The 19,125-nt window shown below is 60.7% G+C and carries 16 protein-coding genes and 2 pseudogenes; 9 read left to right on the plus strand and 9 right to left on the minus strand.

What is annotated here, in order from left to right; all coding sequences use genetic code 11:
- From Q0R02_RS05410 to Q0R02_RS05435, 6 genes are all read left to right on the plus strand, one after another.
- The coding region (locus tag Q0R02_RS05410; RefSeq protein ID WP_293881498.1) for an ABC transporter permease at positions 1 to 771 on the plus strand (771 nt) is incomplete at its 5' end.
- A complete protein-coding gene (locus Q0R02_RS05415) occupies positions 768 to 1,613 on the plus strand; it encodes an ABC transporter permease (RefSeq protein ID WP_293881499.1) in 846 nt (281 codons plus the stop codon). The genes Q0R02_RS05410 and Q0R02_RS05415, both read left to right, overlap by 4 nt.
- Positions 1,610 to 2,599: an ABC transporter ATP-binding protein gene (locus Q0R02_RS05420; protein WP_293881500.1), complete on the plus strand. Its 990-nt coding sequence runs from the start codon at positions 1,610 to 1,612 to the stop codon at positions 2,597 to 2,599. The genes Q0R02_RS05415 and Q0R02_RS05420 overlap by 4 nt, the downstream gene beginning before the upstream one ends.
- Complete coding sequence (locus Q0R02_RS05425; protein ID WP_293881501.1) at positions 2,596 to 3,600, plus strand: ABC transporter ATP-binding protein; 1,005 nt, start codon at positions 2,596 to 2,598, stop codon at positions 3,598 to 3,600. Before Q0R02_RS05420 ends, Q0R02_RS05425 begins: the two co-directional genes overlap by 4 nt.
- Positions 3,597 to 5,276 carry a thiamine pyrophosphate-binding protein gene (locus Q0R02_RS05430; RefSeq protein WP_293881502.1) on the plus strand — a complete coding sequence of 560 codons (1,680 nt, stop codon included), beginning with the start codon at positions 3,597 to 3,599 and terminating at the stop codon, positions 5,274 to 5,276. The genes Q0R02_RS05425 and Q0R02_RS05430 overlap by 4 nt, the downstream gene beginning before the upstream one ends.
- 35 nt (positions 5,277 to 5,311) lie before the next feature.
- Complete coding sequence (locus Q0R02_RS05435; protein WP_293881503.1) at positions 5,312 to 6,829, plus strand: ABC transporter substrate-binding protein; 1,518 nt, start codon at positions 5,312 to 5,314, stop codon at positions 6,827 to 6,829.
- Positions 6,830 to 6,906: 77 nt separating this feature from the next.
- Here the strand turns inward: Q0R02_RS05435 and Q0R02_RS05440 are convergent, their stop codons facing one another.
- Both Q0R02_RS05440 and Q0R02_RS05445 read right to left on the minus strand, forming a co-directional pair.
- Positions 6,907 to 7,041 (minus strand): hypothetical protein, encoded by a 135-nt coding sequence (locus tag Q0R02_RS05440; RefSeq protein ID WP_293881504.1) that lies wholly within the window; start codon positions 7,039 to 7,041, stop codon positions 6,907 to 6,909.
- 92 nt (positions 7,042 to 7,133) lie between these two features.
- The gene (locus Q0R02_RS05445; protein WP_293881505.1) at positions 7,134 to 9,533 is read right to left on the minus strand and encodes a TonB-dependent receptor; all 2,400 of its coding nucleotides are present in this window, start codon (positions 9,531 to 9,533) and stop codon (positions 7,134 to 7,136) included.
- Between the two features lie 322 nt (positions 9,534 to 9,855).
- On the opposite strand from Q0R02_RS05445, the gene Q0R02_RS05450 reads away from it, so the two are divergent.
- Positions 9,856 to 10,845 (plus strand): amidohydrolase family protein, encoded by a 990-nt coding sequence (locus Q0R02_RS05450; RefSeq protein WP_293881506.1) that lies wholly within the window; start codon positions 9,856 to 9,858, stop codon positions 10,843 to 10,845.
- A 45-nt stretch (positions 10,846 to 10,890) separates the two neighbouring features.
- Here the strand turns inward: Q0R02_RS05450 and Q0R02_RS05455 are convergent, their stop codons facing one another.
- From Q0R02_RS05455 to Q0R02_RS05480, 6 genes are read right to left on the minus strand one after another with little or no spacing between them, the layout of a single operon-like run.
- Positions 10,891 to 11,931 carry an SMP-30/gluconolactonase/LRE family protein gene (locus tag Q0R02_RS05455; protein ID WP_293881507.1) on the minus strand — a complete coding sequence of 347 codons (1,041 nt, stop codon included), beginning with the start codon at positions 11,929 to 11,931 and terminating at the stop codon, positions 10,891 to 10,893.
- Entirely contained in the window at positions 11,928 to 13,076 is a 1,149-nt protein-coding gene (locus Q0R02_RS05460; protein ID WP_293881508.1) for an alpha/beta fold hydrolase, read from the minus strand. The genes Q0R02_RS05455 and Q0R02_RS05460 overlap by 4 nt, the downstream gene beginning before the upstream one ends.
- A complete protein-coding gene (locus tag Q0R02_RS05465) occupies positions 13,069 to 13,857 on the minus strand; it encodes a cyclase family protein (protein WP_293881509.1) in 789 nt (262 codons plus the stop codon). Before Q0R02_RS05465 ends, Q0R02_RS05460 begins: the two co-directional genes overlap by 8 nt.
- On the minus strand, positions 13,857 to 14,783 hold the full coding sequence (locus Q0R02_RS05470) for a 3-keto-5-aminohexanoate cleavage protein (protein WP_293881510.1): 927 nt from the start codon (positions 14,781 to 14,783) through the stop codon (positions 13,857 to 13,859). The genes Q0R02_RS05465 and Q0R02_RS05470 overlap by 1 nt, the downstream gene beginning before the upstream one ends.
- A 25-nt stretch (positions 14,784 to 14,808) precedes the next feature.
- A complete protein-coding gene (locus tag Q0R02_RS05475) occupies positions 14,809 to 15,948 on the minus strand; it encodes an FAD-dependent monooxygenase (protein WP_293881511.1) in 1,140 nt (379 codons plus the stop codon).
- The gene (locus Q0R02_RS05480) at positions 15,948 to 16,922 is read right to left on the minus strand and encodes a VOC family protein (RefSeq protein WP_293881513.1); all 975 of its coding nucleotides are present in this window, start codon (positions 16,920 to 16,922) and stop codon (positions 15,948 to 15,950) included. Before Q0R02_RS05480 ends, Q0R02_RS05475 begins: the two co-directional genes overlap by 1 nt.
- Before the next feature lie 208 nt (positions 16,923 to 17,130).
- On the opposite strand from Q0R02_RS05480, the pseudogene Q0R02_RS05485 reads away from it, so the two are divergent.
- A pseudogene (locus Q0R02_RS05485) lies at positions 17,131 to 17,247 on the plus strand (IS5/IS1182 family transposase); the annotation flags it as partial.
- A gap of 212 nt (positions 17,248 to 17,459) precedes the next feature.
- Here Q0R02_RS05485 and Q0R02_RS05490 read toward each other — a convergent pair.
- Positions 17,460 to 18,986 carry a transposase family protein gene (locus Q0R02_RS05490; protein ID WP_293881512.1) on the minus strand — a complete coding sequence of 509 codons (1,527 nt, stop codon included), beginning with the start codon at positions 18,984 to 18,986 and terminating at the stop codon, positions 17,460 to 17,462.
- Between Q0R02_RS05490 and Q0R02_RS05495 the strand changes: the two are divergent.
- A pseudogene (locus Q0R02_RS05495) lies at positions 18,985 to 19,125 on the plus strand (IS3 family transposase); the annotation flags it as partial. The gene Q0R02_RS05490 and the pseudogene Q0R02_RS05495 sit on opposite strands and share 2 nt — an antisense overlap.

Here is a 19,125-nt window from a genome sequence, read left to right on the forward strand (position 1 = left end):
GGCCGGCCGCTGCCTGTTCGCTACCTAGAATGGCTGGGCAACCTCCTGCACGGCGATCTCGGCCGCTCCTACATCACGAACCAACCGGTGATGGGCACGATCCTGCATCGGCTACCGGTGAGTTTGGAGCTCATCCTGTTGGCTCAGATCATCGCTCTCCTCATCGGCGTGCCGCTCGGGCTACTGGCCGCTTACCGCGAGCACTCGGCGGTCGACGTCTTGCTCGCACTCATCTCGTTTGGAATGCTTTCCCTTCCGGTCTTCGTGCTCGCCATCGGCCTCGTACAGATTTTCGCGCTCGACTTCGGCCTTCTACCAGCGATCGGCTACGTTCCAGCGTCGCGCAGCCTCGGCGGTAACCTCGCGTCGATGGCGCTGCCCGCCTTTGCGATTGGCCTAACGCAGTTTCCCTTCCTATTGCGGACAGTCCGGGCCGACGTCGCGTCGACCCTGCGGGAGGAGTTCATCACGCTGGCACGGGCGAAGGGGCTGTCGCCGACGGCGATCTTAGTCCGGCATGCCCTACGTCCGTCTAGCGCAAACCTCATCACCATGGTTGGTCTCCAGCTCGGCGGCATGCTCAGCAGCTCTGTCGTCGTGGAAATGATCTTTGGCCTGCCGGGGATTGGCCAGCTGCTTACCGGTGCCATTGACACGCGGGACGCAATGGTAGTGCAAGGCGTCGTCACCTTCCTTGCGCTCGCCTATGTTGTGATCAACATGGCGGTCGACGCCCTCTACTCCGTAGTCGATCCGAGGATAAGGACATGAGCCTCGGCCGTAAGCGAGCGCCGCGGTTCGCTCGTCGAATTCCTTTTGGTCCGATGATCCTGCTCCCTGCCGGATGGATCGTGCTTCTGCTCACGGTCGCCTTCTTTGTGCCGCTCCAAGATCCGCTCCGACCAGACTTCCTCCATCCCGCGGAGGGCTTCTCGCGAACCCACCTGCTTGGCACCGATCTGCTCGGACGAGATTTGCTCTCCCGACTGGCACACGGCGCTCGAATATCCTTGACGCTAGCCTTCCTTGCGCCCGTTGTGGGCTTCGCAGTCGCGCTTCCGTCCGGCATGGCGGCCGGCCACTTCAAGGGCTGGACCGACAGGACCCTCAGCGTCATCAATGACACGATTCTCGCTTTCCCTCGCATCATCCTGGCAATCGGCATGATTTTTTATGTCGGCGCCACCCTTATAAACCTGACGCTGGTCATCAGCCTATTCACGACGCCGAACCTTTTTCGGATCACCCGATCGACAGCAATGACCTTTAGCGATCGCGAATTCGTACTCGCCGCTCGTGCACTTGGCGCTTCCGAACTACGCATCCTGGTGCGGGAAATCCTCCCAAACGTGATCCAGCCGACCGCCGCTTATGCCCTCATGACCATGTCCATCGTGGTCGTCCTTGAGGGCAGCCTCTCCTTCCTTGGCATCGGCGTTCCACCGCCTACGCCCACCTGGGGCAAGATGATCGCGGAGGGTTACGATTACATATTCACCAATCCGCAGCTCTGTCTGATCCCCTCAGCCACGATGTTCCTCACCATCTTGTCGTTTAACCTGATCGGCGACCAGGTCACCCGCCTTACCGAAATGCGGGGAACCCGCCTGTGACCGAGACGCTTACCATCAGGAATCTGTCAGTGACCCTCCACACCCGGCGTGGCCGGGTGGAAGCTCTCGATGACGTATCGCTATCAATCGGCGCCGGTGAGACGCTCGGCCTTGTGGGAGAATCGGGATCTGGCAAGAGCGTGCTCGCCCGCATCATCATGCGCCTGCTTGCCACGGGAGGCTTGATAGAAACGGAGGGCACCGTACTACTCGATGGCAAGAATGTCCTCGCACTCCCGGAAAAAAACCTACGCCACCTGCGCGGGCGGCGTATGGCCATGATCTTCCAGGATCCCATGTCGTCCCTCAATCCGACGATGAGGATCGGTGAACAGATCGCGGAGGGGATCCGCCTGCACCTCGGAACGTCGCGCGCCGAGGCGCGAGAAAGCGCTAGCCGCATGCTTGCCTCAGTCGGCATCGCGGATCCCAAGGCGCAGCTGGACCGCTACCCCTCCCATCTGTCGGGCGGGATGCGGCAACGAGTTGCCATCGCCATAGCGCTGGCCTGCCAGCCCGACATCCTTATTGCCGACGAACCCACAACCGCCTTGGACGTGACGGTCCAAGCGCAGATCCTGCAACTCCTGCGTAGCGAGCAGCAGCGACGGGGCATGGCCATGCTTCTCGTCACTCACGACCTCGGAGTAATCGCCAGCCACGCAGACCGAGTCGCCGTACTCTACGCGGGACAGGTCATGGAAATCATCGCGGATGCTCGCCGAGTCCGTCAAAGTCGGATGCCCTACACGGCTGCACTCGTGCGCGCCCAGCCCGATATGCGTGCGCCCGCCCACGTCCGCCTCGAAGCGATCGGCGGGCTACCACCGCAGCTCGTGTCACCTCCCGAGGGATGCCGCTTTGCGCAGCGTTGTCCGCGGGCGCTTACGATCTGCTCGGAAGAGCGGCCTCCGCTGGAACCGGGACCGATCCCCGGCGACGCACTCGCGTGTTGGAATCCTCTGCCAGGGAGCGTCGCGGCATGAGCACTACTGAAGCTCTCCTCTCGGTGACCGGCCTCGACGTCACCTACGATTCTGGCGGGCGGCGGCTAAGAGCAGTCCGCGACCTCGCGTTCGAACTTGGCGAAGGCGAGACATTGGGGTTGATCGGTGAATCCGGATGCGGAAAATCGACGGTGGGTCGCGCCATTACGCGGCTTCTGCCGTGGACTGCAACGGTCGAGGGGAGCATCTGCTTTCGCGGACAAGACGTAAGGGCACTCCATGGCGATGCGCTTAAGCGCTACCGCCAAGAGGTTCAAATCATCTTTCAGGATCCTGTTTCGTCGCTGAATCCAAGGCGGCGAATCGCCAACATAATTGATGAGGCCATGAGGATCGCCACAAACCTGGATCAAATCCAACGGCACTCCCGGGTCCGAGACTGCCTCGGTGAGGTCGGGCTTGATGTGGATGCCGTCGCTGACCGGTATCCCCACGAGTTTTCGGGCGGTCAGTGCCAGAGAATCAGCATCGCCCGCGCGCTCGCTGTAGATCCGATGCTGATCGTCTGTGATGAGCCGGTCTCTGCGCTTGACGTTTCTGTTCAAGCGCAGATTTTAAACCTACTGGAGGATCTGCGTACGCGCCGCCGGCTCGCCCTTCTTTTTATCAGCCATGACATGGCGGTGGTGAAGAATGTCAGTGACCGCGTCATGGTCATGTATTTGGGACGGGCCATGGAGGGTGCGGATGGCGAGACGCTGTGCACCGCGCCGCGCCACCCGTATTCCCGCGCGCTCATTGCTTCCGTGCCGACGCTGGATCAGACCGTATCGCCATTTTCTGAAACCGTTCTTCGAGCGGAGGCGCCTTCCCCGTTCGCTCCGCCTCCAGGCTGCCCGCTCAGCGACCGGTGCCAACGGGTTTTGGAGCTTTGCCGCGTAGATTGGCCGAAGCGCACATGGCCGGGTCAGGGACACTGGTTACACTGCCACAATCCCGCGCCGGAAGCGGCCGCGGTAAATACGGAGGATTTCCAATGAGCTCGAACAAGGACAGAACTGCCGCCCGCGTGCTGGTCGAAAGCCTATCTCTTCACGGAGTGCGCCGAGTGTTCTGCGTGCCCGGGGAAAGCTATCTCTCGGTGCTCGACGCGCTCTACGATTCAAATATCGAACTCGTGGTCGCTCGCCACGAGGGCGGAGCCGCCATGATGGCGGATGCCCACGGCAAGCTCACGGGTCAGCCCGGAATTTGTATGGTTACCCGAGGACCGGGCGCCACGAATGCGAGCTCAGGTGTCCACATCGCGTCCTTAGACGCGACGCCCATGATCCTGTTCATCGGACAGGTGGCCCGAGACATGCGCGGAAGAGGTGCCTTTCAAGAGATCGACTACTCGCAGATGTTCGGCGGCATGGCCAAGTGGGTCGTCGAAATCGACGATGCAGCGCGCGTTTCGGAGCTCGTCAGCCGCGCCTTCCACATGGCGACCTCCGGCCGCCCCGGACCCGTGGTTGTGGCGCTGCCGGAAGACATGCTGGCGGACGCCGCTTCCATGGTCGTGGCCGACCGCTTCGCCCCTCCAATCTCCGGACCACCGGAGGCGGCCACAAACGCAATCATGGCGAGCCTGTCGCGCGCACGGAGGCCGCTGGTGATCGTCGGAGGAGGAGGCTGGACGCAGCGCACAGGCGCGGCCCTTCGCGTCTTTGCCGAAAGGAATGGCCTTCCAGTCGGCGGTGCGTTCCGTGCTCAGGACTATCTCGACAACCGCAGCGAAAGCTACGTCGGGGACGTTGGCCTCGGCATCAACCCCAAGCTAGCGGCCCGTATCCGTGAATCCGACTGGTTGCTACTGCTCGGTACACGGATGGACGAGGTGCCCTCCGGGGGATACGACTACCTGAAGATTCCCCGGCCGGCCCAGTTCATCGTGCACGTCCATCAGGATCCCAATGAACTGGGTCGTGTCTACCAGAATGACATCGGTGTCGTCGCAGCGTCTGAGGCGATGGTCGAGGCGCTCGCTACGGCCGTGCCGAGCGCGGAAAGGCAGGGGTGGTCTAGCTGGCGGCGCGAGGCGAGGGCCGACTACGAGCGTTACTCCACCCCAACCCGCACGCCGGGCGCCCTGCAGATGAGCACGGTGATGCGGCATCTCAATGAGACTCTGCCGGACGATGCCATCATTACAAACGGCGCGGGAAACTACACCGTTTGGGTCCATCGCTTCTACCGATACAGGAACTATCGGACCCAGCTCGCACCAGTGGCCGGATCGATGGGCTACGGCCTTCCTGCCGCTATCGCGGCAAAGCTCGAACATCCGGACCGCACTGTCGTTTGCTTCGCGGGAGACGGCTGCCTGCAGATGACCATCCAAGAGCTCGGAACTGCTCGCCAAACGGATGTTGGGATCATCGTACTGGTCGTTAACAACGGCACCTACGGGACCATCCGGATGCACCAGGAGCGCAACTTCCCGGGTCGCGTCAGCGGCACTGACATTGTCAATCCGAACTTTGTTGCGGTTGCTCAAGCTTACGGTCTTCATGCCGAGATGGTCGAACGCGACGAAGACTTTCCGGCAGCCTTCAGACGGGCAGCCGACTCTGGCAAGACCGCTCTGGTCGAGCTCCGAGTAGACCCACAGGCGCTCACCCCGGGCATGACCCTCGACCAGATCCGCGAAGCTGCAACTGCGGCCGGCCGATGAGGGTTCCCCTGATCAGGTTAGCGACGCAGATCAGCTTGCTGGCTCTCGTTGCCTGCTCCCCCCCCGATGACGCATCTCGTCATTCGTACGGGCCTGATCACCAGGGGGGGACGACCGCCGTTTATCTCAATCGCGATCCCGGCGGCTTCGATGCTCTCAAGATCGGAAGCGCCAACAAAGCGACGCTTCAAACTCAGGCAGCCGTCTACGACATGCTGTTCGATCTCGATCCCAAGACCGGCGATCTCCAGCCTCGGCTCGGATTGTCCGCGACGCCGCTTGAGGGCGGCACGATCTGGCGCGTCGCCCTCCGGCCGGGCGTGTTCTTCTCGAACGGTGAGCACTTCACCTCACAGGCGTATGTCATCCACTTCGGCCGCCTGCTCGCAAGTGCTACAGCCGGTGCTATGACGCAGTCGCTTGGCGCTAGGCTCGTCTCGGTGCATGCGGTCGACGACCTCACAGTGGACTTTGTCCTAGCTCAGCCGTCCCCTAACTTCAAAGTGGCGCTAGCAACGCCGGGTCTCGCTTGGTTCGGCCTGAACGCGCCGGGATACACTCTTCAACACCAGTCGGACCCGGACTTTGCCTACCGTCCTGTCGGAAACGGGCCATATATGGTCAAGAGCATCACGACTGGCGAAGGTCTGACGCTCGTGCGGAACCCCCGCTACTGGAATCCGACGACCCAGCATCTTGACCGGATCGAGTATCGGGTGCTCGGTGAAGGCATAGCACCCTTCATCGCGCTAAAAGCTGGCGACATCGACATGATGTATGCTTCGGACGACCTCACCCTCGCTCGCGCCAAACGTGATCCGGCAGTGCTAACGTATGTCGGCCCGCCCTTCTTTTCGGGGTATCGCATCAACCTCGGGGCGGGGCGGGGACCGCTTGCGGACCCGCGCGTACGCGAGGCGCTCGTCTATTCGCTCAATCGAGAAGCCGCCAACAAGGCTTGGAGCCAAGGACTAGCGGAAATCGCAAGTGATGCCTACGGCAAGGGAAGCCCATGGTATTGTCCGGATCTCCGATATCCGGGTTATCGGCCCGAGCTCGCGCGTCGCCTTATCGCCGCATATGGTAAGCCCCTTCACCTCACCTTGGGTGTCGAGCCTTTTTCGGCCCGCGCAGCGGAGATATTCCAGGCCATGTGGAAGGACGTGGGCATCGACGTGACGGTTGTCACCGGCAGTCGCGGCCCCGGCTTTTACAAACAGATTCGCGAACATGCCTTCGATATGTGGTATGCGCCGGGTCCGGGGAACAACAATCCGCTTATGGTAGACATGGACCTTGGTTCCTGGGAGCGTAACAGTCCTATAGGAATACGATCAAAAGCGATCGACGAGTCGATCGGCCAAGTCTCCTCTGCGAAGAGTCGCGCTGCTCTCTATACCGCAAGCTGCCGCTACCAGCAGGTGCTTGCAAACGAGCTGCCGTTCATCAGGTTCACGTTCGCGCCGAACGGCCTAATTACGCGCAAGTACATTGGCGGTGTCACGCCGCTCACCAGTGCCGATGCTCAATACTACAAGGTCTGGCTGCGTTAGCGCCGCCTCGAGTTGTCATCGCCAGATTGGACTAAATCTAACGGCGCTCTACGGCCAACGCGCGTGTCGCGCGAGCCTTAAAGGCCGACAACGAGCGCGATTGTACCCGTCTCGACGCGCAGAATTACGGCCAGGTGCGGCAGACCAACGATCGGCGCTGTGCCGTCGACCACGACCGCCGCGGACCCGCAAGACGCCGCGAGGATTGCCACATACCGTCGCCAGCCGGGGAGGCCGTTGGTGGTATCATGACGACCCGCGCTGGCTTCGCAATTAAACGCTAAGGGGCGGCCGTTTTCGTGGGTCAGAATCGGAAGCCCACATCGAATCCATAGGTGCGGCGATCCGCGTATACGAACTTATTGAACTGGCCGTTGATCGCCGTCCGCGGGTCGCTTCCGACCGTGAGATAGGTCTCGTTGGTGAGGTTGCGGCCGTAGAGGGAAAGTGACCAGCGGTGGTTCGGCATCTCTATCGTCACGAACGTGTTCAGCAGACCGTATGACGGCTGTCTGAGAAACTTCGCATCGAGATAGGCCGTCGGACGGGCATAGACGCTCTGCGGAATGGAATTCAGCAGATAGCTGCTCTTCCAATTGTATTCGCCGCGCAACGAGACCTTGTAGGCGTTCGGCAGAACAACGTCGTAGTTGATGGCCGTGGAAAGCGTGTTCTTGGGTGCGAACTCAAAAGGCACGCCGCTGAACTGGTAGTCTCCTGCCTTACATCCGTATGCCGCCGGGCAGCCGCGCACGGCCGCGATAGACGCCGGAATATTATCGGTGGCGGTGAAGTTCTTGTAGTGCGAGTCGTTGTAGGAATAGCCGACGTCAACACGGAGCCGCTTCGTTGCCTGGAGTTTCGCCTCGACCTCGACGCCCTTGACGGTGGCAGAGGCCGCGTTCTGGATTGCGATGCCGCCGAAGAAGGTAGCGATCTGAGCCTGACTGACCTGCACATTCTTGTAGGGCATATAATAGGCAGCCACGTTGAGCTGCAGATGGCGTTTAAAGAATTCGGTTTTGGCGCCGACTTCGTATTGGCGGATGTATTCGGGGCCGTAGTTGCTCTCCGCTACGATCAGCGTCTGCGCGCGGCCTTGAATACCGCCGCTCCGATAGCCCTTGGAATGGCTGAAATAGACCATCGCGTTTGGCGTGACCCGATAGTCGATCGACGCGTCGTAGGTAATGGCGTCCCAATGCGGATCGGTGTCCCAGCCGGGCACGAGATTCGAATCGTACGTCGCTCCAAACGCTGCATTCCCCGGCAGCGAGATCCGGCGGTATTGCCGCCTGTCATAGGAATAGCGGATGCCGCCGGAGATCGTCAGGCGATCAATCGGCGAGAAATAGGCTTTACCAAAGGCTGCGTAGCTCGTTGTTTTCACCTTGGTCGAGGAGAAAACATGGATGTTGTAAGGTGCGGGCAAAACCGTCAGATCGATGTCGTCGCTGCGGTAGTGGTCGTCGTAGAAATAGTTTCCGCCGACGTTCCAATGAAAGACATTGTCACCGCCGGCAAGCCTGACCTCCTGGCTCCAGGTGTTGGAATGCTCGTAGGATGTGGTTACCGCGATGTTTTGCACCTCCAGATCGGCGTCCGCCACCAATCCCTCGTTGAACTTTTGGTAAGCCGAGATAGAGGTGAGAGTTAGATCGTCACTCAGATGCCAGTCGGCGCGCAATGTCGCCTGCGTCGAGGTTCGGTCGAGCCGTCCCGGCGTCGTCGCGCCTACCCGGAAGTCGTGATAGTTTGCTACGAAGGGCGACGGCTTATAGAGGCCTAGCCGCACGAGCGCGGGCACAGTCGGCCCCGACGGATTACCCTCGGTGAGTTCGAGCTGCGCACTCTTGGTCTTGATGCGCGAAACCGAGAGGTTGGCCTCCAACTTGTCCGTAGGCGTCCATTTCAGCGTGCCGCGTAACCCATAGTCGTCGCGACCATCGTCGCCCAGGATGTGCCCGCTTGCGTCGACCGCCTTGATGAACCCGCGCGAATTGTTTGTCATAAACGACAGGCCCGCGTCCAGCTTTCCGGGAACGAGCGGACCCGCCACTGAGCCCCGACTCTCGAACAATCCGTAATTGCCAGCACCGACGCTCACTGAGGCGGTCAGTTCGTCGGTCGGCTTTTTCGACACATAGTTAATGGCTCCAGCCACCGTATTGCGGCCGAAAAGAGTTCCCTGGGGTCCCTTTAGAACCTCCACGCGCTCCATATCTAGAAGCGCGGTAAATTGGTTTGAGAACCTTGGCTGGTACACTTCGTCAACATACTGACCTACGGCACCCTCTGCGCCGATGTTCGGCGATCTGGTCGTGATTCCCCGCACGACGGGAAAACCGCGTTGTTTGTCGCCCGCCGCCACGAGACCGGGCGTGATCTCGCCGAGGTTCTTCACTTCAAAGACGCGTTGCTGAACGAGTTGCTCCGCAGAGAAGGCGGTGATCGCGATCGGGACCTGCTGGATTGACTCGCTCTGTTTGCGGGCCGTGACGACGATGTCAATGATGCCGCTGTTCGCTTCCGTAGGGTCCTTGTCGGACAACTTAGTCACGGCCGGCGTCTGACTGGATCCGGATGCCGAAGCAGCCTTTTCTTGCGCCTGGGTCGGAGCGGCCAGCAGAGCCACAACCAACGCGAAAGCTGATGCCGACCATCGCTCACTTACAAATCCGCCGTTTGCTCTTTCATGCATCATGCCGAGTCCCCTATTTTTTCACTGGCCTTGAGCGGCCTAGTTTCAGGGTTTGTTATCTTTGCGCCGGACGGGCCGGAAATCGTTACTTCACATGCCACGTATTGTTCGGGGGCATCATACGTCGTTGGGATTCTAATGCGACGCACCCCGCAGATTGGAGGATCGAGCACGGACATGCCAACAATAACGTAAAACCATTGGACCGCTTTACAGCGCGCCGATAGCATTTTTCCAGCGCACTTCGGACGGACGAACATGCTCCGCCCTCCGCGCAATCAATTAAGCGCGGACACGTGCGCAAGACAGCTGGGAGCGGATAAAAATGTCGGTTGCTATAGCGGATAAATTCAGGCGCTTCTGCCCGAAATGCTTCGACTTTCACACGCACTTCCTTCAGCGCGATGTCTTCGACGCTTCGCACCCCCACAGCGTGTCGTCGTCCTTCGGCCGGAACATGATTCCGATCGACATTCCAATGATGCAGTCCATGTTCGATCCGGTTCGGCAGATTGCCGACATGAACGAGCGGGGCATAGACATGCAGCTTCTTTGCTCATGCGATGTCGTGCAGAGCCGGATGTGGGCTGAGCCCGACGAAGAGGCACGACTGACGCGGCTAGTCAATGCCCAGTGCTCCGACTGGGTCGGCCGTTACCCAAACCGTTTTGTAGGCTCGGGCGTCCTTCCGCTGGGCAACATGCGTATGGCAATAAAGGAGCTCGAGTGGATTCGCAGTAACGGGTTGCGCGTCGTCCAACTGCCAGCGAACTTTCGTGGCGACTATCTTGGTCACGAACGGTTCGACGAGCTCTGGGCAGCGTTGCGCGAGGCGAATCTGGTTGCGTTCGTTCACCCGGAAGGCGTGACTGATATGTGGTTCCAAGACTATGCATTGTGGAACTCGATCGGCCAATCAATCGAGGAGGTCCGCGCCATGTCCTCGCTTATTTACAAGGGCGTGATGGAGCGCCACCGCGGCGTAAAGATCGTCATGGCTCACGGCGGGGGCTACATGCCGCATTACATGGGTCGTCTTGATCGAAACTTCGTCGAGAAGCCCTTCACAACCGCAAATCTGACCAAGAAGCCTAGCGAATATCTGGCCGAATTCTACTACGATAGTTGCGTATACGATGCGCGGACCCTTGAGCTCCTAATCGAACGCGTGGGCATCGACCGCATTGTGCTCGGCGGCGACTATCCGGTCGCAGCTGTCGATCCGATCGACTTCCTAGATACGCTCTCGATCAGCGACGCTGACAAGGCAAAGGTCGCCGGCGGAAACGCGCTGCGTCTGCTCGGGATCAACTGACGGTCCAACGAGGAGCGCGCCCTTAGGGGAGGCCCTCCTCGCGACCTACCAATGGATCATCGGGAGGCCTGGCACCGGACTCCGGAAAGACGGTATTTCCTTAGTCCGAAGGCCGCCAAGGTACACGGTGGAAAGGTCGGCGCCGCCGAAAGTGACGCTGGCGAGCCAGTTGCAGGTGGGGCCACCGCACGCCATCGTGATGTCGAAGGGCACCGGTCGACCAGTCGCAAAGGCCTCCTCGAACCTGCACGTTGCGGCAGGATCGCCATCATTCATGAGTTCGAGCACATCGCCATCGGGTGTGATCGCCAGCAGCCGATCGGCGAAGATCATTGTCGCCCAGAGATTCCCGTATGCATCAAAGGCGATGCCATCGACCGCCCCGGGGCCCAGGTTAGAAGGTCCGTATACTTCGCTATCGACGAGCGATCCGTCCGGCAGAACCCGCAATCGCGTAACGCGCTTTCCCGTCGTCTCCGCGACGTAGAGCCATTCCTCGTCGGCGTCGAAACGAATCTCGTTCGCGAACATGAGACCATCAGCCACGATGCGCGCTCCTCCATCATCAAGCAGGATGATAAAGCCGTCCGCCAGGCTGGAGCATATCGCGTCGCTCCAGGGATTCACCCGCGTCGAGACCGTGACCCATATACGTCCTTTACGGTCACGCAGCACGAAATTGACTTTGCCGAGCGGCTGTCCGTCAATCTCCTCAATCAGCAGACGCGTCTCACCCGAACGTGTCATGACCTCTAGCCGGTCCGTCCCGAAGTTCGCGATCAGTAAGTCGCCGTTAGCCGCGAAGGCAAGGCCGTTGGGGAGCGTCCCCGATAAGAGACTGTGGGCTGCGGCCCCGCCCCGTAAATCAAAATGGGGATCGGCGGTCTGTACTACGAGCCGCTGCGAGCCGTCCGCGTCGATGCGCATGACCCCGCCGCGAGCATCCGCCGCCCAGAGCGTCCCGTCGCGCTCGGCAAGGATGCACTCCGGTCGCTGCAGGTCGCGGCCGATCCTTGTAATTGCGTCGGCTTCCACGCGAAAGTCGACAAGCGGATTGGGCCCGGCCCCGTGTCGGATGATCGTCATGACCTGCTATCGAACCTGTCCGCGATCCAGTCGGCCACGAAGCTGCGGACGGGCTCCAAATTGTCGGCGCTGACGTGCTCGACTCCACCTTCCTTGTCGGTGAAGAACTTGAGCAACCGATCGGGGCTGTTCACCGCCTGCTCGTAGCTTTGGTAGGCATATTCCTTTGGGATTTGCCGATCGTTGTCGCCATGCACGATGAGGAATGGCACGGTCATGTTCTGGAGATGCCCCTCCAGCGTCACGCGCGGGATGAAGTCCATGAACTCATCAAGCGTTTCCTTGCCCCAGACCCACAGCACATGGTCCCAGTAGTGAGGCACGGGCCGAGCGCCCTCGCTGGCAAGCCTTCTACGCTGGAGTTCGCCCCAGTTGTGATTGGCACCCCACGCGACGCAAAGCTTGAACCGCTTCTCGTAGCAGGCGGCGCGCGGCGCGTAGTATCCGCCAAGCGACCAGCCCATCATGCCTATTCGATCAGGATCCACGTCTGATCTAGTCTCGAGAGAATCTACCGCCGCCCCCGCCCAGCGCTCCGTGTCGGGGATCGCGGTGAGGTTGCGAAGCCGCAGAGCCTCCCCGACGCCGGGATGGTCAATAGCGAGGAGCGAAATGCCGCGTTCAGCGAAAGCTCCCCGCATCGACAGATAGATCATCTCTTTTACGCTATCGAGTCCATTGCAGAATACTATGCATGGCCGCGGGCCGCTCCCCTTGCCGGGAATGAACAAGCCGTTGAAGCTGCCATCCTCGTACGGAATCTCCACCTTCTCGCAGGCAAGTCGGCCTGTACGGATCGCCCTGTCCATTGACTCGAGCATCTTTGCATACATCGCGCGGCGAGGTTCGTAGTGACGGCTCTGCATGCGCTCGGCGGTCATATAGTAGGCGGTCGCGCGCATATATTTCTCTGAGGCCGCTACGTCGTGCCCCGCGTCCTCTGCCTCCTCACCAAGCAAAAATAGGCGATCGGCCATCTCACCCCAGGCAGAGAAAAAGGCCTCGGTGCCAGCGTCCTCGCCCTGCTCCGCGATCTCGCGGACCTGCGCATTAGCCCGGTCCATCTCGCCCATCGCCCCCCCCATGCCGAGACAGATATTGACCGACAGATTCCAGACGTAGTTGCCAGGGAACGGCTCATACATGATCGTTATCCTCAAATATTGCGACGGCGCGGGTCCAGCCGGCCGAAGCCGCCCGGATCTTCATTGGAAAGCAAGCGATGGAGAAGCCATTGGGGGGAAGGACCTCGAGGTTGTGCAGCTTCTCGAGATGGCAATAACCGACGTTGCGCCCGGCCTTGTGCCCCTCCCAAATGAGGCTGGCATCGCCTGTCGCGAGATACCTCTCCCGAGTGTGGACGAACGGTGCGTCCCAGCTCCACCCATCGGTGCCAGTAACTCGGACGCCCCGGTCCAGCAGATACATGGTGGCCTCGTGACCCATGCCGCAGCCGGCAGTCACATAGTCATCCGCGCCGTAGCGCATGCCCGCGCTCGTGTTAATCACGACAATCTCGAGGGGCGATAACTCGTGTCCGATGCGAGCGAGTTCTGTCGCGACGTCCGCTCCCGTCACGACGTAACCGTCTTCAAATTCCGTGAAGTCGAGTTTTACGCCTGGCTGGAAGCACCAGTCGAGAGGCACCTCGTCGATAGTAATGGCGCGCTCACCGTGGTTCATCGTCGACGCGAAGTGGTAGGGCGCGTCCAAGTGCGTGCCATTGTGGGTAATAAGTTCGATCCGTTCGATGGCCCACGCCTCGCCGTCTGGAAGGTCATCGGCCTGCAGGCCGGGGAAGAAGCTCTGCAGGTCGGGAACCGAAGTCCGATGGTCGATGTAGTCGATGCGAGGTCTATAAATCGGCGGGTCGGAGACCACGTCATTCTCGAGATATATCGAAAGGTCTATGATGCGGCGTGCCATCAGAAATCCACCCGGTCGCCGCCCTTGAGATCAAGCATCTCACGCGCCTCGGCGGGAGTTGCTGGTTCGTGACCCATCTCGGCAAGAATACGGACAATCTTCTCGACCTGCTCGGCGTTCGACGCGGCCAAGCGCCCTTTGCTGATGAAGAGGCTGTCCTCGAGTCCGACCCGTACGTGCCCCCCTAAGAGCGCGGCGTGAGTGACGAATGGCATCTGGTGGCGCCCAGCGGCGAGTACGGACCACTTGTAGCTCTCGCGGCCGAACAGTCGGTCGGCGGTTTCCTTCATGAACATCAAATTCTCGGGGTCAGCGCCGATACCTCCGAGCACGCCGAAGATCATCTGAAGGAAGAAGGGCTGGCGAATCAGTCCCCGGTCGAGAAAATGCGCCACCGAATACAGGTGTCCGACGTCGTAGCATTCGTGCTCGAAACGCGTCCCCGCGCCACCGAGCGTCTCGAGGATGTAAGCGATGTCACGGAAGGTGTTTCGGAAGATGAAATCATCAGAATTCGCGAGGTAGGGCTGCTCCCACGGGTGCTTCCAGTTGGAAAAGCGGCCAGCCGCCGGAAAGAGGCCGAAGTTCATGCTTCCCATGTTGAGAGAGCACATCTCAGGCGCGAACCGGAGCGCTCCCATGAGTCGCTCCTCAACCGTCATCGACGGCGCGCCACCGGTCGTGATATTGATCACGGCGTCGGTGCGCTGTCTAATCGACGGCAGGAAACGCGCGAACACGTCCGGATCCCCGGTTGGCTCACCGGTCTGTGGGTTGCGGGCGTGCAGGTGGATCACTGCAGCCCCCGCTTCCGCGGCCGCGACGGACTGGTCCGCAATTTCCTCCGGTGTAACCGGAAGCGCGTCCGACATGGTTGGCGTGTGGATCGCACCGGTGACGGCACAACTGATGATGATCTTGGCCATTGGTTCCCGCTCCGTCTCGGATCGCTCAATATTCTTCCATGAGGGCTATCGTCGCCCGATGCAGCAGGCCGCCGGGATCCGCATCGAGCGGTGCCGTCCCCAACCACTGCGCCATCTCCCACGTCCCGATTTGCAACGAACTGTCGACGACAAATTTTGCACGGTCGAAGCGGCGCGCCATGAATTCGTCAAAGGCGCTCGCGACCGAGCCATCGCCGCCCAGCAGCTCCCCGAGCAGAACCGCGTCCTCAATCGCCATCGCGGCGCCCTGTGCGAGGTGCGGCGTGGTGCTGTGGGCGGCGTCCCCAATCAAAATCGCACGTCCGCTGTGCCAAGGGCTTTGCAACAGCATGGATTCCATAGGCCGATAAATAACGCCCGCAGGATCAACTATCTGCTCCTTCAGCGGAGTGATCGGCCCTGAGTAGGACTCCAGCCGAGCACGCATGAACTCGGCCATCCGGTCACCCTCGAACCTCGGGTTGCCAGGCTCCGCTGTCACGACCAGCATATACATAAGGTCCGCCGTCATCGGGACCAGTCCGACCTTGCTGTTTGGACCGAAGTAGAGCTCGCCCCACGCCATCGAGGCGGGCCGGGGCAGGTTATAGCGCCACACGCCTTGGCCGGTGAATTGTGGCCGCCCTGCGCTGGGAAACAGCTGTCGTCGGATGTCCGAGTTGAGCCCGTCGCTCCCAATCACGATGTCGTAGCTCGCCTCGCGGCCGTTTCGAAACAGGACGTCAATTGCTTCGCCATTGTTCGTCATCATTTGGATCGTGTCGCCGAGAAGCATGCGGACGCCGGACGCCCGAGCCGCTCCGCTCAGAATTTCGTGCAGCCTAGGACGCGTAATGCCATTCACGGGCGGATATCGGTCGTCGGCAGCATTCGTGTTCGGCGCATCATTCAGAGGATTTCCGGCTGCGTCGAAGATCCGCCAGCCAGGAAAGGGGGCTCCGGCTTTCACACAGGCCTGTGCCAATCCGATCTTAGCAAGCGCACGCAACGTGTTGTTCGGTTGGATGATCCCGACGCCGTAGACCGAAAGCTCTTCCTGGAGCTCGACAATCTCGACGTTTATGCCCTTTCGCGTCAGCGCGACGCCGGCCGTGAGTCCGCCGATGCCGCCACCCACAATTAGGACGTTGCGAACCACGGCCATCAGTGTGACTCCCCGGCCGGAAGGCCCGTTATATAACGGACGTCCCAGGTCGGCTCCTTTTGCAGAAAGGGCGGAAGATTGTGGACAAAGTGAGAGTAGGCGAAGAGCGGGTTGTCCCAGCTGCGCGGCACCCAGCTGTCATCGACATAGTCGCTGTCTGCTCCATATTCTGCTTCGCCGCCGGCTGGACTCTCCAAGTAGTAGAAGAGCGCGGAGTCGACGCGGTGGCGCCCCAGGCCGAGCTGCGACGGTGGCCAGCCCCGCCTAGCCATGTAGTTGGCACCAACCATGATCTCGTCGATGTCCTCGACGCCAAAGTTCGCGTGGTGGAACCGCAGCACTCCATCCATCCCCGGGATAGGCGCGTTCGCGTTCAGAAGGAGTATGTTGTGGTGGTTGTTCGCGCCATCGGCGCGAAGATACATACCGAAGCCGCGCTGGCTGTCCGAGAGGCGGAAATTGAGGCGCTCGATCATGAAAGCGTGTGCCTCCTCAAAGCCGGGCACGGCGAAGACGACGTGCGCGATGACCTTTGGCCGGGCGCGAAGCCGCCACTTGCGGTGGCGGTTGAGCCGGTGGACGTGCCCGGGCGCATTAACGGGATCGGGTGCGCAGAGCACGGGTCGTTTTGCGAACAGCCGCAGGCCCATTGCAACGCCGAAGTTCGTAACAAAGCGCGCCGTGCCGTCATCCGAAACAGCAACATTAAGGTCGCGGCGCAGTCCCCCGATTAGCCTGTCCAGCGATTCTTGCGTGTCGACTCCCCAAATCACCTCGTGCACGCCCGAGCCTTGGACACGGGAGGTCGCCGGAATGAGCTGATGCCCATGAGGAGCTAGGATGACGCGCGAACCCTCTGGCAAAGTGAAGACCGCGATTTCGCCGCAGGACGTCTGCTCAAGACCGAAGTCTGTGAAAAAGCGGGTCGAGTCTTCCGGCTCGTTGACCGCATACAGAAGGGACTCGATACCCATGATTGCCACGTCCCGTCTCCGTATTTTTAGTGTTCGGTCTGATCGCAAAAAGTACCGACGACGGGAAATCGGCTTCTCCGATTGGAACAATGTCCGACAGTTATGGGGAATGAACATGCCCGTCACGCCACCGTGTCGCGTCCTCGTCTCACCAGATGCCACCTCCATAACCGTCAGATCGTCCGCAAGTTCACTGACCAGACGGGTTCGTCATTTCGCCTGGATCAACCGAAGCCGGAGCCTTGCCAAGGATTTTGAAAGGACAAGGCCCTCAGCGACAGCCATCTGCTTTGCCTCCGCTGCACTCGTCCTCATCAGATGCATCGTAACTACCCCCAGAAGGTACGTGCGATCAGGCTGCGATGCGTGTTGCGCGGCGATCTGGATCGGAATCGTGTTGCCTCATGAGAACATGTTCCCGAGCGGTGCTGGCGTTGCCTCACCTGAATGTTCCCTAACTTACGCCGCCGTCTCGGTCCATCCTGGCTGAAGGGGTGCTACGCAGCGTAGCCGTAGGCGAAGCGGAGTAGCACCCCTTCAGCCATCGGCAATCACTTGGGTTGCCATCCCATCGATTCCGGTGGGCACGGCGGACGAACCAGTAAAAACGAGTGCACAAGCCTGCTCCGATCGCCAGATCTTCAATCGGCGCTGGACAGTCCGCAACAGGCCTTCCGGATAATCGCCCGGCTGCTTGGCTTGCAGCTTTTCGAGCAATTCCCTGCCTGTTCGCCACGGCTCCTCCTCGAACCAGCGCTTCAACTGCTCGGTCGCTTTGATCAACGGATCTGGGCGACGACGACCACGCTTCGCTTGCGGCTTGTTCGAGTCTGTCGGCCGGGTGTCGCCGCTCTGCCATGCCGTTCGCAGGCTGGAGAGGAAGGCGTCCAGCGGCGGCGCGGACGGCTCTTCTGTCATCGCCGCCGGGCTTGACGCGTCGGCGAGCGCGACCAATCGTTGCTGCGCGGCCCTGATATCGCGAAGCAGCCGCACCGGGTCGAGGTCGGCAAAGATCTCGCGCAAACGCGCCCGGGAAGCATCGGTGGTCCGGGGATCGTCGAGTAACCGCTGATACGGCGTCGCCGGCGCATGATAGCGCTTATGGACCCGCGCACCCTCCCGGTGCTTCTCGGCAAGCTTGGCCGAGGGCTGGAAGAAGTTCACGAACAATCGCGCAGCCGCATACAGATCGGCCAGCGCTGCAGTGGCAGCCGGGCCCTCGAACCGGCGATAACCGACCAGGCGGCGCACCACCGATCCGTTCTTCTGCTCAACCCATGCTTGGTCATTCTTTCGGTAAGGGCGACAGCGGGTGAAGACGATATTCGACGCCGCGCAATAATCGCGCACCGTCTCGTTGATGAAGACGCTGTCGTTGTCGGTATCGAAGCCCAGCAAAGCAAAAGGCATCAGCTTGCGTATCTCAGTAAGAACCGCGACCACCAACGTCTGTTCACGTACCAGCAACGGCGCGCACTCGGTCCACCCGCTCGCAATATCGGTCAACGTGAATGTCCACGCAAAGCTTCCCTTCGCGACCGGTCCGCTGTGCGACACCAGATCAGCTTCAAGATACCCCGGTGCCGGGTCACCCCAGTCATCGAACGTCCGGATCGGCACGCTACGCTTTAGTTCGCTGCCAGCAACGCCCCGGCGCCTTGGCTTACGGGTGGCGGCTTTCACATCGCGCAACGCCCGATCAATCGTCGCCGCACTCATCGATGTCAGCTTCGCCTTTATGTCCGACTCCACGTCCAAATGCCCATGGCGCTCCATTGCCTCCAGCAGGATCGGAATGAGCGGGCGCAGCCGTTTGCTGCACAAACGGTCGGCAGCTTCCCACAGCACCACCAACGTCGTCCTGACCGCCTCATTATAGATCCTGCGCTCAATACGGGCACCGCCAACCTTCGCCGGCCGATTGTCCCGCAATACACGCATCGCATGCTTGCGGTGAAATCCCGTCACCGCCACGAATTCATCGAGAACACGCCCTTTGCTCCGCCGATCCGCAGATCGGTAACGATCACCAACTGCCTTAACCAACTCCGCGCGCGTCGCCATATGCCGTGTGCTCGGGCAGCATCGATCGACGCAGCGCAAAGTGCCGTGTGGGGCTGACGACGAACAGGCGCTGACCGAGGACATCATCGCGCTCGCCAGGCAATATGGTCGGTATGGTTATCGTCGGGTGACGGCGCTG

Origin of the sequence: Sphingomonas sp. (assembly GCF_025353885.1) — a bacterium.
Lineage (GTDB): Bacteria > Pseudomonadota > Alphaproteobacteria > Sphingomonadales > Sphingomonadaceae > Sphingomonas_O.

Excerpts from the sequence above, each read along its gene's own strand:
- Q0R02_RS05430 (WP_293881502.1), top strand. The coding sequence starts at position 3,597 with ATGAGCTCGAACAAGGACAGAACTGCCGCCCGCGTGCTGGTCGAAAGC.
- Q0R02_RS05465 (WP_293881509.1), bottom strand. The coding sequence starts at position 13,857 with ATGGCACGCCGCATCATAGACCTTTCGATATATCTCGAGAATGACGTG.
- Q0R02_RS05450 (WP_293881506.1), top strand. The coding sequence starts at position 9,856 with ATGTCGGTTGCTATAGCGGATAAATTCAGGCGCTTCTGCCCGAAATGC.
- Q0R02_RS05460 (WP_293881508.1), bottom strand. The coding sequence starts at position 13,076 with ATGTATGAGCCGTTCCCTGGCAACTACGTCTGGAATCTGTCGGTCAAT.
- Q0R02_RS05480 (WP_293881513.1), bottom strand. The coding sequence starts at position 16,922 with ATGGGTATCGAGTCCCTTCTGTATGCGGTCAACGAGCCGGAAGACTCG.
- Q0R02_RS05475 (WP_293881511.1), bottom strand. The coding sequence starts at position 15,948 with ATGGCCGTGGTTCGCAACGTCCTAATTGTGGGTGGCGGCATCGGCGGA.
- Q0R02_RS05455 (WP_293881507.1), bottom strand. The coding sequence starts at position 11,931 with ATGACGATCATCCGACACGGGGCCGGGCCCAATCCGCTTGTCGACTTT.
- Q0R02_RS05470 (WP_293881510.1), bottom strand. The coding sequence starts at position 14,783 with ATGGCCAAGATCATCATCAGTTGTGCCGTCACCGGTGCGATCCACACG.
- Q0R02_RS05415 (WP_293881499.1), top strand. The coding sequence starts at position 768 with ATGAGCCTCGGCCGTAAGCGAGCGCCGCGGTTCGCTCGTCGAATTCCT.
- Q0R02_RS05490 (WP_293881512.1), bottom strand. The coding sequence starts at position 18,986 with ATGGCGACGCGCGCGGAGTTGGTTAAGGCAGTTGGTGATCGTTACCGA.
- Q0R02_RS05425 (WP_293881501.1), top strand. The coding sequence starts at position 2,596 with ATGAGCACTACTGAAGCTCTCCTCTCGGTGACCGGCCTCGACGTCACC.
- Q0R02_RS05445 (WP_293881505.1), bottom strand. The coding sequence starts at position 9,533 with ATGATGCATGAAAGAGCAAACGGCGGATTTGTAAGTGAGCGATGGTCG.